This window comes from Trichormus variabilis 0441 (assembly GCF_009856605.1).
Taxonomy (GTDB): domain Bacteria; phylum Cyanobacteriota; class Cyanobacteriia; order Cyanobacteriales; family Nostocaceae; genus Trichormus; species Trichormus variabilis.
The window spans coordinates 2,072,026-2,087,545 of the sequence record NZ_CP047242.1 but is presented as its reverse complement, the minus strand read 5'-3'; the positions used below and the strand labels follow the sequence as shown (position 1 = coordinate 2,087,545).

Annotated in this window: 11 protein-coding genes; 2 read left to right on the top strand and 9 right to left on the bottom strand. The window is 41.3% G+C overall.

Features of this window, described 5'->3' with window-relative positions:
• Window positions 1-46 precede the first annotated feature (46 nt).
• Window positions 47-2,767 (top strand): glycoside hydrolase family 10-like protein, encoded by a 2,721-nt coding sequence (locus GSQ19_RS08365; protein WP_011317502.1) that lies wholly within the window; start codon window positions 47-49, stop codon window positions 2,765-2,767.
• Between the two features lie 161 nt (window positions 2,768-2,928).
• Here GSQ19_RS08365 and GSQ19_RS08360 read toward each other — a convergent pair whose 3' ends face one another.
• The 4 genes from GSQ19_RS08360 to GSQ19_RS08345 form a co-directional block, all read right to left on the bottom strand.
• On the bottom strand, window positions 2,929-4,050 hold the full coding sequence (locus GSQ19_RS08360; protein WP_011317501.1) for a geranylgeranyl reductase family protein: 1,122 nt from the start codon (window positions 4,048-4,050) through the stop codon (window positions 2,929-2,931).
• Window positions 4,051-4,286: 236 nt separating this feature from the next.
• Window positions 4,287-4,835, bottom strand: a complete 549-nt coding sequence (frr, locus tag GSQ19_RS08355) for a ribosome recycling factor (protein ID WP_041455978.1) — start codon at window positions 4,833-4,835, stop codon at window positions 4,287-4,289.
• Window positions 4,822-5,550 (bottom strand): UMP kinase, encoded by a 729-nt coding sequence (gene pyrH / locus GSQ19_RS08350; protein WP_011317499.1) that lies wholly within the window; start codon window positions 5,548-5,550, stop codon window positions 4,822-4,824. The genes frr and pyrH overlap by 14 nt, the downstream gene beginning before the upstream one ends.
• Before the next feature lie 70 nt (window positions 5,551-5,620).
• The gene (locus GSQ19_RS08345) at window positions 5,621-6,175 is read right to left on the bottom strand and encodes a thioredoxin family protein (protein ID WP_011317498.1); all 555 of its coding nucleotides are present in this window, start codon (window positions 6,173-6,175) and stop codon (window positions 5,621-5,623) included.
• Window positions 6,176-6,935: 760 nt separating this feature from the next.
• On the opposite strand from GSQ19_RS08345, the gene GSQ19_RS08340 reads away from it, so the two are divergent.
• Window positions 6,936-7,862 (top strand): alpha/beta fold hydrolase, encoded by a 927-nt coding sequence (locus tag GSQ19_RS08340; protein WP_011317497.1) that lies wholly within the window; start codon window positions 6,936-6,938, stop codon window positions 7,860-7,862.
• A gap of 98 nt (window positions 7,863-7,960) precedes the next feature.
• On the opposite strand, the gene GSQ19_RS08335 is transcribed toward GSQ19_RS08340, so the two are convergent.
• From GSQ19_RS08335 to GSQ19_RS08315, 5 genes are all read right to left on the bottom strand, one after another.
• Window positions 7,961-8,167 (bottom strand): hypothetical protein, encoded by a 207-nt coding sequence (locus GSQ19_RS08335; RefSeq protein ID WP_011317496.1) that lies wholly within the window; start codon window positions 8,165-8,167, stop codon window positions 7,961-7,963.
• 673 nt (window positions 8,168-8,840) lie between these two features.
• Window positions 8,841-9,101 (bottom strand): hypothetical protein, encoded by a 261-nt coding sequence (locus tag GSQ19_RS08330; protein ID WP_011317495.1) that lies wholly within the window; start codon window positions 9,099-9,101, stop codon window positions 8,841-8,843.
• A gap of 370 nt (window positions 9,102-9,471) precedes the next feature.
• Window positions 9,472-9,660, bottom strand: coding sequence for a hypothetical protein (locus tag GSQ19_RS08325; RefSeq protein ID WP_011317494.1), 189 nt, complete (start codon window positions 9,658-9,660; stop codon window positions 9,472-9,474).
• A gap of 399 nt (window positions 9,661-10,059) precedes the next feature.
• Window positions 10,060-12,228, bottom strand: coding sequence for a peptidase domain-containing ABC transporter (locus tag GSQ19_RS08320; protein ID WP_011317493.1), 2,169 nt, complete (start codon window positions 12,226-12,228; stop codon window positions 10,060-10,062).
• 168 nt (window positions 12,229-12,396) lie between these two features.
• Window positions 12,397-14,529 (bottom strand): beta-barrel domain-containing protein, encoded by a 2,133-nt coding sequence (locus GSQ19_RS08315; protein WP_011317492.1) that lies wholly within the window; start codon window positions 14,527-14,529, stop codon window positions 12,397-12,399.
• Between the last annotated feature and the right edge of the window lie 991 nt (window positions 14,530-15,520).

Sequence of the window (15,520 nt, the reverse complement as noted above, 5' to 3'; positions counted from 1 at the left end):
AATTCATAAATAATAAATAATAATTAATTAGTGGTGGGGAGAAATAGTGAAGAATCACAAAAAAATCAATCAAGATCATCACAGATTACAAATTAAAAAAACTGGATTCTTCATTTTTACTCTGCAATTAGTTATTTTTAATTGTGTTGATATTTTGACAGCAAAGGCGGTAGAAAAACCCGTTTTGAGTGTAGTTCAAAGTCCAGACAATACACAGCATTGGGCAGGAATTACCAAACGCTTGCAGAATATTGGGGTGGAATATTGTGTGATTCCCCTAGCAAGTGTGAGTAATGCAGCAGATTGGGGCGATCGCCGCGTGTTATTTTTACCGAATATCGAAACCCTCACACCAACCCAAGCGATCGCCTTGGAAGAATGGAAAAGCCAAGGCGGTAACATCATTGCAAGCGGCCCCGTTGGCAGTCTCTCAGCCCCAGGAGTCCGTCAATTATTAAAAACCCTCTTAGGCGGCTATTGGGGATTTAGCCTCAAAGATAAACAAGAAATCAAACCCCCCAAAACCCTAAATCATAGCTGGGTAAACAATGGTGGAATTTTTGGTAATGTACATGGTGGTGTTCTCATACCCAGTAGTGGTGCTAGTCAAACTGTAGCTGTGTGGAATTCCAGAGAGAATCCCGCCGCCGTAGTCTCCACTGAACGCGCTACCTTTTTGGGCTGGCGCTGGGGAACAGATGCAGCTTCCACAGCAGAATTAGATAGTTCTTGGCTCAAAGCTGCTGTGACTCGTTATGTGTCAGGAAATAACACCAAAAAAATAACCGGAGGTGCGTCCAATTGTGCCACATCGGTAGCAACTGTTTCAGAGGAACAGAAGAGAACTAATAATATCGCCCCCCAAACCATCACTCCACCTAAACCAGCCTTACCAGCAACCAAACCACCCGCAACTGAAGAAGCGATTGATCAACTGGAACAACAGGTACATTGGGATGTTGCGCCTCATTCTAATGCACCAATAGGTAGTAGTGAAGCGATCGCTCTCCAACAAGAACTAGAAAACCTCATCGGACGAGTAGAAAGCGCCCATTTAGCCGCAATGGTGAATGATGGAAATAGCAATAACTCCCTGTCTGTGAAAGCTGAAACCCCACGAATTACCAGCACCTCTTTAACTCCCATTGCTAACAAAGAGCAAGTTTTGGCACAAGCCAGAGTAGTAGCCAAAAACTTACCTCAGTTAATCGCCAATAAAAATTATGCTCTGGCTCGTCAACAATGGCTCGTAACTAGAACAAACTTGTGGAAGCAGTTTCCCACAGACCGCAGATTAGCACCAGCCGAAATTCGCTCAGTATGGTTAGACAGAGGAACAATTGTCCGTGCAGGTAGCGAAGAAGAATTAGCCAAAATTTTTGATCGTTTGGCGCAAGCAGGAATCAACACTATCTTTTTTGAAACAGTCAACGCTGGCTACACCATTTATCCCAGTAAAGTTGCACCCCAGCAAAACCCATTAATTCGCGGTTGGGACCCCTTAGCTTCTGGTGTGAAATTAGCACATGAGCGCGGGATGGAATTACACGCTTGGGTTTGGACATTCGCTGCTGGAAACCAGCGTCATAATGAATTACTGAATATTCCCAGCAATTATCCAGGGCCAGTCTTAGCTGCTAACCCTGATTGGGCAAACTATGACCACCAAGGACAAATGATTCCCCTTGGTCAAACCAAGCCTTTTTTCGATCCAGCCAATCCCGAATTACGCCAATATTTGCTGAAACTTTACGAAGAGATTATTACTAAATATAAAGTCGATGGTCTACAGCTAGACTATATTCGCTACCCTTTCCAAGACCCAGCAGCCGGACGAAGTTACGGTTACGGTAAAGCAGCCAGAACCCAGTTTCAACAATTGACAGGTGTAGATCCGATGAAGATTTCCCCTAGTCAAACACAACTATGGCAGCAGTGGACAACATTCCGTACCCAGCAAGTTGATAGCTTCGTTGCCCAAGTTTCCCAAATGTTACGTCAGCAGCACCGCAACCTGATTTTGTCAGTTGCAGTCTTCCCACTACCAGAATATGAACGCGTCCAAAAAATTCAACAGCATTGGGAAGTTTGGGCGAGACAGGGAAATGTAGATTTAATTATTCCCATGACTTATGCCCAAGATACGGTGCGCTTCCAAACTTTAGCAAAACCTTGGATTACTTCGACACAATTAGGTTCTACTTTATTAATCCCTGGAATCAGATTACTTTCTTTACCAACATTAGGTGCATTTGATCAACTACAACTGGTGAGGGATTTACCAGTGAGTGGTTATGCACTGTTCGCCGCCGAAAATTTAAATAACGAGCTGCACAAGTTATTTAGTAATACTCAAGGAAAGCAACAATCGGCAATTAGTGAACCTTTACCTCATCGTGAACCATTCCAAAGTGCTGTGACCCGATATCTGAGTCTGAAACGTGAATGGCAATTAGTTCTACAGGATGAAAAACAACAGATAACAAATAAAAGCATTTCTGATTTTTATAGCCAGGCAGAATTACTGCAAAATGCTTTAAATCAACTAGCAACCGCACCTTCTGCTAGTAAGTTAGTCACAGCCAAAGCTAATTTAACTCGCTTTCAATCACTATTTCGAGTCTGGATGCGTCAACAACAGATGGAAAATAGCTATCAAGTCAGAGCCTGGGAAAATCGTTTGGCAATTATAGGCAGACTGTTACATTATGGCGAACGTCAATTAGATTCACATCCTAACCGTAGAGCTAATACGGTTTCTAAGTAGCAAGAAAGTATCCAAAATGTAGGTGTGTATGGGTGTATGGGTGTATGGGTGTATGGGTGTATGGGTGTAGGGTGGGCATTGCCCACCATATCCGGTTTTTGGTGGGCAATGCCCACCCTACTTCTCTTCATTTTGAATTTTGAATTTTGAATTGGCATTCCCTAACCTCTAAAGCCAGGGATTAGACGCTTGAGAGCGCGACCAGCAACGCTGCTGTAAGACATTTCACCACAGAGGATTTTACCCATAACTTTGGGTGCAGTGGGACGCTTGACACCAACTTGATAACCAACGCTAGGAAAGCGATAGAATGCCCCTGCTAATTTTTGCGCCCAAGCCATTTCCGCACCCCAACTTTCCTGAATGATTTCGGTGTATTGTTCCAAAGCGTTGATATCACCAGAAAGTGCTTGATCAACGGCTCCGGCGGCCATGACACCGCTATAAATTGAGGGACGAATCCCTTCGGCCGTCATGGGGTCAACTACACAAGCTGCTTCCCCTGCCAAAATAGCGTTTTGAGTGTGTAATTTTTGATTACCATCCCATAGAGCAATTGGATGACCATATTGCTTACTAGTTTTGACATCTATGTTAAATAATTGGGAGTATTCAACCAAAATTTTCTTAAAATCTTGGGGTTGACCACCAATAAAGGTTCCTACTCCAATGGAATAACCTTCTTCTTTGGGGAAGTTCCAGATATAACCGTTTTTCACTAAACCAAACTCGAAGTGAATTGTCGATTTATCTTTTACTTGGGCGGGAACTTCTGCTTCTAATGCACCAGCTAAACGGCGTTTACGTTCTTTGAAGCCTAACCATTTTGCCATTGGGCCTTTAGCACCGTCAGCAGCGATGAGATAGCGCCCAGTAACGGGGCCGTTAGCGGTGTTAACTTGCCAGTAGTCGCTCTTAAACTCAATTCCTGTAACTTCTGTATTATCCCGCAGTTCTGCGCCTTGTTTTTGCGCTTGCTGTACTAGAAAATGGTCAAAAACTTCTCGGCGTACCATCCACACTGGTTCTTTAGTCTCAATCTTCGCTTCTACGGGGTCTTCTAAGTTCCAGGTAAAACGAAATGAGTCTACTTTCAGAGAAATTGCTGGGCTAAAGTCAAAGTCAAACCATTCGGCAACTATTGGTGACACTCCCCCGCCACATGGTTTATATCTAGGTAGAGACTCTTTTTCTAAAACTAATACTGAACGCCCTTTCTTGGCTAGATGATATGCTGCTGCGCCACCCGCAGGCCCAGCACCAACGATGATGGTGTCGTACATAAAAAATTCAAAATTCAAAATTCAAAATTCAAAATTTCTGAGAGTTGTCAACAGTTAGGACTTATACCGTTTCTGGATGTAGCTTGCCTGGCGTAGCCATAGATGCACTTTATTCTGTACTGTAGAGACGTTGCATTCAACGTCTCCATATCATTTATTTGGCGCAGCTTCATATTAATTTGGTATTACTGATAAAAAAGGCTGAAGAACATGAGATTCTTCAGCCTGAAAACTGTTTAGACAGTGGTGATGTCTTTTTCTTTTTCTGCCAACAATTCATCGATTCTGGCAGTGTATTTGTTGGTTAGTTTTTGCAGTTTGTCTTGTTGGTCTTTGGCTTCATCTTCGGAAACCTCGGCGTTTTTCTCTTGTTTACGAATTGAGTCTATGGCATCACGGCGGATGTTACGAATAGCAACACGCCCTTCTTCCGCGTACTTAGCAGCCAGTTTGACTAGTTCTTTGCGGCGATCGCTTGTTAAGGGTGGTATATTCAAGCGAATGGCAGAACCATCATTACTGGGTGTTAGACCAACATCAGATAGAGAAATTGCCTTTTCGATAATATTTAAACTGGTCTTATCGTAAGGCTGAATTTGTATTGTCGTTGCGTCTGGCGTGCTGATGTTTGCTAGGGATTTTAAGGGCGTAGGTGAACCGTAGTAGTCTACTAACACCTTATCTAACAAGCTGGCATTGGCGCGGCCAGTACGAATTGTATTAAATGCCCGTTGAGTCGCCTCAACAGTATGTTGCATTTTACTTTCAGCTTCAGCTAATTTCACAAGAACCTCCCACAAGGGTACCGATAGATTCTCCTAAAACGGCGCGGCGAATATTACCCCGCGTTGTTAGGTCAAATACAAGAATAGGGATATTATTTTCTTTACAAAGGGCGATCGCCGTACTGTCCATCACCCGCAAGTCCTGAGCGAGAACATGGGCGTAGGTGAGACTGTTATAACGTTTGGCGTTAGGATAGACTTCGGGGTCTGCATCATAAACCCCATCTACCTTGGTGGCTTTAAAAATTACTTCTGCGTCGATTTCTGCGGCTCTTAATGCTGCTGTTGTATCTGTTGTAAAAAAGGGATTACCGGAACCAGCACCAAAAATAACCACCCGTCCCTTTTCTAGATGACGGATGGCTCGACGGCGAATATATGGTTCGGCTAATTCCTGCATAGCGATCGCAGTTTGTACCCGCGTTTGTACTCCTATGCGTTCCAGTGAATCTTGCAGCGTCATGGCATTCATTACCGTGGCAATCATCCCAATGTAGTCGGCGGTTGCCCTGTCCATCCCCGCCGACGCTGCCTTCACGCCACGAAAAATGTTACCACCGCCAACGACGATGGCAATTTGAACGCCGGTGGCTATCACCTCCGCTATTTCTTGGGCTATTTCCTTGACCACTTCTGGATCAATCCCATAGCCCATGTTGCCCATTAAGGCTTCACCGCTCAGTTTGAGTAAAACCCGTCGGTAATTCGTTCCCATGAAGTTCCGCTTTATCAAAAAAGTTGCAAGTGCCTCCAATTTAAGATAGCAGTACAATGACTATCTATGTCTATATATGCCAGATCAATGAAGTGCCTACTGGTTCCGTCTCAGGTACTGGGATTTCTTCGCCTTTAAACAGAGCAGCGATCGCATTTCGCAGGTAGTCTTCACCTACAGATGATGGCTCTTGAGGATGATTGTCAATCTGACCTCTATATCGCAATATACCATGACTGTCGATCAAGAAGGCGATCGGTGTTTTAGTAGCGCCAAAGCTCCTGCTAACTTCTTGGGTAGAATCCCACAGGTAAGGAAAGTTTAACTTGTGATTTTGGGCAAAGGCTTTCATTTTCTCTAAGCTTGACCAACTTGGCTCGGTAATATCACTAGCATTTATGCCAATTAAGATAAAGCCTTCAGCTCCAAATTCCCCTTGAATGGCTTTTAACCTGTCTAAATACAAATTTACATAAGGGCAGTGATTGCCCAAAGACACTACGCCAACTGCGCGAAAATTATCTAAATAACGACTCAGATGATGGACGTGATTATCAATCCCTGGTAACTCAAAATCTGGCGCGTAACCACCAACAGGAGTGTTACTTGTTTCTAGTATGGTCATTTTCTTTAGCCAGCCTGCACTAGGAACAAAAATCCAGGTGAAATTTAACCTTACTGTTTAGGTTTAACTCACCTATTAATAGATGCCTTATATCCAGTATATCTTATGGGCTAACTTCAAGTCCGTAAATTGTAAAACTACTGAATTTATCCGGATACTTATTTCAGTATCTTGTATTAACTTCCTAATCTTGTGTAAAGATATTTAAATAGTGTTATTAATGAGCCATGATAAAAATATGAAGTACAAAATTAAGTTCATCAAAAAAGAGTATTACATAATATCTATAAAGTAATGATATCAAGTTAATAATATGTCAATTTTTTTGAATCTTATTAGTCGAGCCTGTACTCGCCTATAAATAGGACAATCAATAATTACCACGTTAAACGTACAAAGGTAGACTCTTTCTACTGCCTTCTCCGTGATAATTTTTATTAATCTCTTGATTGCATCCATGCTCTGAGTTGAAAATAAGGTATGGGCGATCAAGAATAAGAAATTGAGGAATAAAAAATTTCACACACTTGTTGTGGAATTTCTGTTTATTGATTTCTAACCTGAAAAAAATCTCAGTGCTGTAGACATTGCTGCTCCCGTTCTTTTGTACACAATACTAATACGTAGCTGAGTTTCTCTCAGGGTTATGAGTTGTTCCATAAGGAAGGAGTATCTCAGGGTTTGTTCAGTAAAATAACTAACCTCTAACTCTACAGGTAAAATCTTTTACTTTAATATCTTCAGCTATTTTTAAATTCTCATGAATACTTCTACTTCTACAAAAACCTGGATTTGGCGAGGCTTTTCCATCTGTTATCAAACTCAAGGAACTACCGGGCCATCCGTTGTACTAGTACATGGTTTTGGTGCTTCTTGGAGCCACTGGCGAAAAAATATACCCATCCTGGCGAAAAATTGCCGTGTTTATGCAATTGATTTAATTGGTTTTGGTGGTTCAGCTAAACCTCAACCAGATACGGAAATGGCATATACATTAGAAACTTGGGGAGAACAAGTAGCTGATTTTTGCCGTGAGGTTGTCGGTGAACCAGCTTTTTTAGTGGGTAACTCTATTGGCTGTATTGTAGTCATGCAAGCAGCAGTCAGCAATCCAGAAATTAGTTTAAGTGTTGCCCTACTCAACTGTTCTCTACGATTACTGCATGATCGCAAACGGGAAACTCTACCTTGGTCGCGTCGTTTTGGCGCACCTATGCTGCAACGTGTACTATCTATTAAAGCAATTGGTCAGTTCTTTTTCCGTCAAATCGCCCAACCAAAAACAGTGAGAAAAATTCTGCTACAAGCCTATGTTAATAGTGAGGCAGTGACAGAGGAACTGGTAGATATTTTGACAGTGCCAGCAAGTGATCCTGGTGCTGCGGCTGTATTCCTTGCCTTTACTTCTTATTCATCCGGCCCTCTACCAGAAGACCTTTTACCTTTGTTGCCTTGTCCAGCATTGATTGTGTGGGGGACAGATGACCCTTGGGAACCAGTAGACTTAGGTCGAGAATTAGCCAACTATCCTCAAGTACTCAAGTTTATTCCCTTGGAAGGTGTAGGGCATTGTCCTCAAGATGAAGCTCCTGAATTAGTTAATCCGATTTTACAAGATTGGATATGGGAAAAAACTAGACTTTTAGAAGCCCAAGAAATTGAGCATAATTCCCAGACAATTGGGTAGTGATTTTTAATATAGATAGCAAAAAGACAAGTCTGATTTAAGATAAATCAAGACTTGTCATCATAATCAATAAGCTTCTATCGATGAGCTTCAGGCAATTATCTCCAGTAACCACCCCAGCCACCCCGGAAACCACCTGGTCTGAACCAAGAACGACCTCCCCAGAACCTGCCTGCTCTAAACCAAGAGCCACCCCGGAAACCACCGAAACCACCGAAACTACCCCAGCGACCTCCAGCTAGATTTTGCTGGTCTTCTGTAGATAGTTCGACGAGTAAATCAGATTGCAAAACTTGATTGGACATGATTCTTTTCCTCTGTTCTATCTATTATTTGTACACGCCTACAAGGCTTACGCAAATATGGGCGAAAATCATAAATGTGTAATACCTTTGATTTTATTTATAGGAATAATTCTGACAAATTAAACTCCCCTATAGGGGGAAATAAAAATACTAAGAATCTTGCTTAAGAAGTATGATATTTTTAATGGTATTCCTATATCTATTGCAGATATATATACAAATAATATTTCATCTATGAGCTTATATTTTTATGTGGGAAACAGTATTTTTGTCCCCTATTATAAATAGGATATGGCTTAAAATTTTTCTTATCTCCAAAATGTAATTTTTAAACTCAAAAAAGCCAGTTTCTCCGAGGAACTGGCTGTTGAGCAAACATCTCATATAGTTAGTGTTCTGATTGCACTAGTCAGCACAAGAAAGAAACAGAGCTTATAAATCAATACGGTTCAGTTAAGAGAATAGTAGGTTGGGTGGAGCGATAGCGGAACCCAACAAAGTCTTGAGAATGTTGGGTTCCGTTCCTCCACCCAACCTACACCAGTCTAAGTTGTTGCCTTAACTGAACTGTATTAGCTTATAAATACTGACTACAAGGTTTGAGAACATTTACCTTGAGAACAATAGTGTAAGTTTAATGGCAAATCAGATCCTACTTTTGAAATTTGCCAATTTATCTGAGATAGACGTAGCCAGAAAGTTTTACTCGCAAGCGGCGACGGCGACTACTGAAACCACCTCCAGAGCCGCCTCCCTCCTGATCATAGCCATTTTGATCCCAGCTATCTTGATTAGTACCACTAGAACCCGCACCACCAGAACAACCACCTTGACCTTGTGGTGGTTGAGTTGTTTGCTGACCACCCACTAGAAACTGCTGTTGTTCTATGGATAAATCTGCTAGCAAATTAGATGCGATGATTTGATTAGACATAATTAATTACCTCACTTCATTACATAGGTGTTTAACACCTCATAATTTAATTGTTCAATATTCATACATATTTTAAATTACTCCTTAGTTAGATAATATATGATTAAATATCTAGCTTTTGGTTCATGGTAAATCATCTTTTAATTGAGGTTATTTTTTACATGAGTATATTAATTATTTGGCTTCAATTAATAGAGATAATAATTAAAAAATATGTGCATTTTCTTATGGAAAAATACCCGTGAAGAAAGCTAGGTAATAAAAGTACCTAGCTTCATAAAATTTAGCAGAAAATAGGAGATGGTGCAGAAATGCTCAAATACAATTAGGCTTTGAGCCGATTATTTCAGTTCACTCCACTCACCACTAACTATGACAATTTACGGACACTAACGATGCTGACACTTCTAATTCGATAGCGGCGAGTTTCACCACTGCCAAGTCGTGTACTTCCGCCTTCATCATCTCCATCATCAAAGGTTTGACCACCAGCCAAAGATTGCTGTTGATCTAAGGATAAATCTTCAAGTAAATTAGAAGCTAGCATTTGGTTTGACATGAACTTTTACCTCACTTACGTACAACATAGGTTTGTTATTACCTATATTTTTATTATTAAATATTTCTTGTTAATTTAAATTATGCTGCGGTGGTATTTGTAAAAACAAATTTTACTACTTTTGATTCATGATATTCTGACAATAAAATATAATTCATATATAAATTCAGGCTAAAAAATATAGGGATATGATTAATTATATCCCTATGATAATTTTATTAAATTATGAGTTTTTAGCTATCAATACAATTCATTAAATGTCAAAATTTCTACCTTACAAACTCTAGTGCGTGCTTAATAAATTTATTTAATTACTACTTTATAAATAAAATTTTAGTTTTGCTGTGTCTTTCTTGATAAATTAAGATTTGCTATCTTGTTTATAACGTAAAATAATATTTACAGTGATAAAAACTTTAGATGCTCTCCTTGTTGGGACAGGAAATCTTCTAAAGTACCTTGCAGTTGTATTTTTCCTTGATCGAGTAATACAATCCAATCAGCGCGGTGGACTACGCTGGGACGATGGGTAATGAGGATTGTGGTTTTACCCTGTCGTGATTCTAGCAACCGATCAAGAACTTGAGTTTCACTAACTGGGTCTAGTCCGGCTGTTGCTTCATCTAAAATTAGGACTGGTGGATTATTAAGAATACCTCTGGCGATCGCTAGTCTTTGTTTTTGTCCTCCAGAAAGATTAGCCCCAAATTCTCCTAGCACTGTTTGATACTTATTTGGTAGTTGGCTAATAAAACTGTCAGCATCGGCAATTTGGCAAGCTGTGACGACTTCTTCAAAGGAAATATGGGGACTTCCTAAACGAAAGTTTTCTAAAATTGAACGACTCCAGAAATGAGGTTCTTGAGGTACATAAACTACTTGTTGCCGCAAACAATCAAGGGCAATATCTTGAATATTATAAAAGCCGATGCGGATATTACCAGAATTGGGCTGATATAGTCCTGCCATGAGTTTGGCTAAGGAACTTTTACCACAGCCTGACTTGCCAATCAAAGCAATAATTTGTCCTCCTGGTAGCTTGAGAGAAAAATCCTCTAATAGGTCAACTCTACCAGGATGGTGAAAGTTAATATGGGAAAAACGAATGTCTGCATCACTAGAGATTTGGGCGAATGGTTTTTGAGAAGTGTTATCTACTTCGGGAGTAGCATCAATCACTTCCAAAAGCCGAGATATAGCAGTTTGGGAACGAAAATATTCATCAACTAAACCTACTAATGAGCTAATTAATGTCAGCACATTAACTTGTAGTACATTAATCGCTAACATTTGACCAATACTTAACTTTCCTTGGATAACTAAAATACTTCCTAGTCCTAATAAAACTACACCGCCGATAGCAGAAAGGAATTTTGCAATAGTATTGTTGATAATGCCAATTTGAATAGTACTAAATGTTAAATTTGCCAGACGACCAAAACGATTTTGTAATTCATCCCAAAATTGTGGTGCAGCATTTGTGGTTTTCAGGACTTGTGCGCCTTTAAAAGTTTCTACTAATACACCTTGATTTTCTGAACCTAAAACTAAAAGACTACGAGTTTTTTGTTGCAGGACTGGTAAAAGCGGCAATGTAGCTAAACTCATCAATGCACCGATGAGTATTACCGCTAATGCTAACTGCCAACTATAAAAAAGCATTAAGCCGAAGGAAATTACAGCGATGAAAAATTGGCTAGGTAAAAGCACTACAACCTGTGAGACTAATTGATTAATTTCATTAATATCTCTAAGTCGGCTGGTAATCTCTCCACTGCGACGGGCTTCGTAATAAGTCAATGGTAATTGCAGAATTCTCCGTCCAAATTCCAAGACTAAACCTAATTGCAGGCGTTGGCTAAAATGAGCAATCATTGTAGATTCTAATACCTGCATACCACTACTAAATAAATTCATGATGATAACAGCGATCGCTATCACAGCTAGTAGTTGAGTATCGCCACGAACTAAGACATCATCTGTGAGGATTTGAATCAGGACTGGTGAGCCTAAAGCCAATACGCCCAGGACAATGTTGATCATAAAAACCTGGGACAATAGCCCATGATAGGGCAAGATGCGCTGAAGAAAGCGGGTAAAGCCTGGTTGTGGTTTGTCGTGGGGCTGTTGAGAAAAGCGCTGGTGATCTGGCTCCATTAGGAGCATGACCCCATTCCACGCGGCTGTTAACTCTTCTCTGTGAATATAACGAATACCTACTGCTGGATCAGCGATGATATATTTGCTTCCCTTTTTGCCATATAACACTACCCAGTGATATCCCCGCCAATGAATAATTGCTGGTAGTTGAATTTCTTTAATTCTGTCTAAGATGGCGGGGGATGCTTTCACGGCTCTGGCATTAAAACCGAGATTTTCTGAGCCACGTTTTAGACCTAATAAGGTTGTACCTAGTTGTCCAGTCCCTACTGCTTCACGGCTTTTATTCATACTTAAAAAGCGTCCGTGTTGTCGACAAATTGAAACTATACAAGCGGCTCCACAATCTTCTTCACTCAACTGTAAAACACAGGGGTAATTTTTTCGGAGTTTGAAGAGATTCAGCATATTGATTTGTAATTTAAGTACTGTTTTGTATCAGTTGGTGGCTTTTTTAAACGCAGAGGAATACGGAGGCTAGCGCGGAGGTACGCGGAGTTTTGTAGGAGCAGGGGTGTAGGGGGGTAGGGGGGTAGGGGGAAGAAAATTGACTATGGACTATTGACCAATGACTAATTACAAATCTGCAATTAATCTGGCTTTGCGGAGGATGAACCTTAATACTGTTTCTCTGCGGGAAATGATATCTGCTTTACCCTGCATTCCGGTTTTGAGTTGACATTGCCGATCGCCTCTGCCAACGTATGGGGTTTGTGGTTCTACAATAACTTCATAGGCTGCGGTTTTAGCTGTGGTGGTCTGCGGGTTATTGTTAGCTACGGGTAGGGCATCTGGGGCAATTGTTTTGACTGTTCCTTTGAGAGTGCCGTAGTCTGGGTAGGGACAAGCAGAAACCTGCATTTGGACTTGTTGACCGGGTTTGACTTTGTTGATATCTTGTGCCTGGACGTTAGCTTTGATTTGTATTGGTGCATTTAAAGGTGCAATTTGAGCGATCGCCTCACTCGCTTGTACTACCTGTCCGGGGTTACGCAAATTCAATTGCAGCACTGTCCCGGCGATGGGTGCGCGGACTACACTCTGGTTTAGGTCATTTTCGGCTTGTTGTAGTTCTTTGCGGTTTCTGTCCAGTTGTTTTTGAAATTCTAAACGTTGTTGTAGCAAAGTCTCTCTTTCTTTTTTCAAGGCGGCTAAAGTAACTTCACCTCTGGCTTGTTCTTGTTTAATTCTTTCCGATGCTACAGTCACACTTGCATCATTGGGATTTATCTCGGTTCTAGCCTTGGCGAGATTGGTTTGCGCCACTGTTAAAGCTTGGTCTTTTTCTTCTTGGAGATTTTTGGCGTTAGCTTTGGCTTGTTCTAGCTTCGCCTCCGCCGCAATCACCGCTTGTTCTTTCTCCTCTAAAAGATTTTTGGCGTTGGCTTTAGCTTGTTCCAGTTTCGCCTCCGCCGTAATTACACCTTGGTCTTTTTCCTCCAAGAGATTTTTAGCGTTAGCTTTGGCTTGTTCCAGTTTCGCTTCCGCCGATTTGACAGCCTGTTCTTTCTCCTCTAAGAGATTTTTGGCGTTAGCTTTGGCTTGTTCCAGTTTCGCTTCCGCCGAAATCACCGCTTGTTCTTTATCTTCCAAGAGATTTTTAGCGTTAGCTTTGGCTTGTTCCAACCTCGCCTCAGCTGAAATCACGGCTTGGTCTTTTTCTTCAAAGAAACTACGGGCGATCGCTCCTGATGCTACTATCGGCTGTAATCTTTCTCGCTGTACTCTAGCTAAACTCAAGGCGGCGGCTGCTTCCTGGACAGTTGCAGTAAGTACCTTATCTTGTTGTAGGCGATCGCGTTGTACCCTGGCTAAATTTAAAGCGGTTTCTGCTTCCTGCACAGTTTTAGCTAAGAGTTGTTCCCTCTGTAATCTTTCTTGTTGCGCCTTCGCCAAATTCAAGGCGGTTTCTGTTTCTTGCACAGTCGTCCTGAGAAGCCTATCCCGCCGTAAACGATCGCGTTGTTCTCTCGCCAATTTTAAGCCTGTTTCCGCTTCATCTACGGTAGTTTTTAGGAGCTTTTCCCGTTGTAGGCGATCGCTTTGCACCCTGGCTAAATTTAAAGCGGCTTCTGTTTCTCGCACCGTCGCCGTTAACAGCTTTTCCCGTTGCAGGCGGTCTTTTTGGATTCTGGCTAAAGTTAAGGCTGATTGTGCTTGTGTCATATCCGCCGTAGCTTTCACTTGCTGATCTGCATAGTTGCGTTGTGTACCACTAAGTTCAGCTTGTGCGGCTATAGTGGTGCGATCGTTTAAATTCGTCTGTGCTGTAATTTGAGCATCGATTTCTCCCAACTGTGCATCGATTTTATTGAGTTGTAGTTGACTTTGCTGAATCAGGTTTTGTAATTGGCTCTTTTGGGTTTGCAGACGCGAATCATCAATGTAGGCGATCGCTTGTCCTTCATTCACCATCTGATTTTCTGCAACATCAATTTTGAGAATTTTGCCACTAACCAATGACTGTACAAGCTTTAATTCTCCCACAGGGCGAATAGTCGCCGGCACTTTCACCGTCACGTTGTACTTGAGAACAGATGTTAGTGCAACTCCTACAACAAAGATACTGAAGACAACCACCCCACCGATACTTGTCCATTTCCCAATATGGGGTAGAAACTCGTTAGCTTCTAACGTAGGAAGTTCTTCGGGAATTGGCTGATGCGATCGATGCCAAAAATCATTTTCTTGGCGGCGTAAGGTGTTCACGATACTGCACCTTGGTAGATGAATATGATAGAAATTAGGCTGTTAAATGATGTGTTTGTTTATTTTGCAGATTGATACAACCATTTTTATTTTGTAGCTTTAGCTTCCCGTAGGTTATTTTGAATTGATTCATCCTCTCCCCAATTTATGTTCCAGATTAGCTATAATAAAACATGGGGAATAAGAAAAGAATGTGCTTTGAGATGTGCTTGCTTTTCTTTGATCTCTAACGTGGATGACGTTTAGAGAAATATAGAGGAGAACGCTCAAACTCTCTCAAAAACCTCACTTACGTTGAGCGAGTTATTATCACCTCCTCTACCCCTTTTTTCACAATACAAACATCGGCAATTTTGTTTGCATTGCACGCAAGAATAATTTGCAGCATGAGCAAAGCTATATCCTTATTCAACAAAGGAAGCTGTAGAAAAACCAGACAGAGAAGTGGTCATCTGCTATATAGTCTGATCGAAAAATTCTGTTTCAACGTGAGTTCAAAAAAACTTTTTGACCTCTCCCCCAACCCCTCTGTCTTGAAAAGTTCTGTTCGGAGGAAGCCTCCGCACCCTGCGGGATATTGCTTGCTACAGACTTTTCGCTCCGACGCGGAGAGGAGAGTAAAGAGCAGACATATCGACAAAAAATAAATGTTTTCAAGCCTCTCTCCGTTTCGGGGGAAGTCGCTCCGCATCTAGCGGAGAGGGGTTTTTTCAGCCGTCGAACTCACTTTATTCCAGTTCCGTTGTCTAGAATATTTTCCAGAACTAGGTTAACTCATACACAAGACAATAGATGAATTTAATGAGCTGTTGCAAGTCTGACTGGGAGATACTGGGCGGACAAGATGACCACTTTATAGTGCATATACTCCACATACAAACAAACTGCTATTAACTATACCAATTTAATTAATGATTGCAACACATCCTTGGGTGAAGACGCGATTCATCGCGTCTCTACAAATGGTTTATTTGTCGCATTCTTTTTTCAA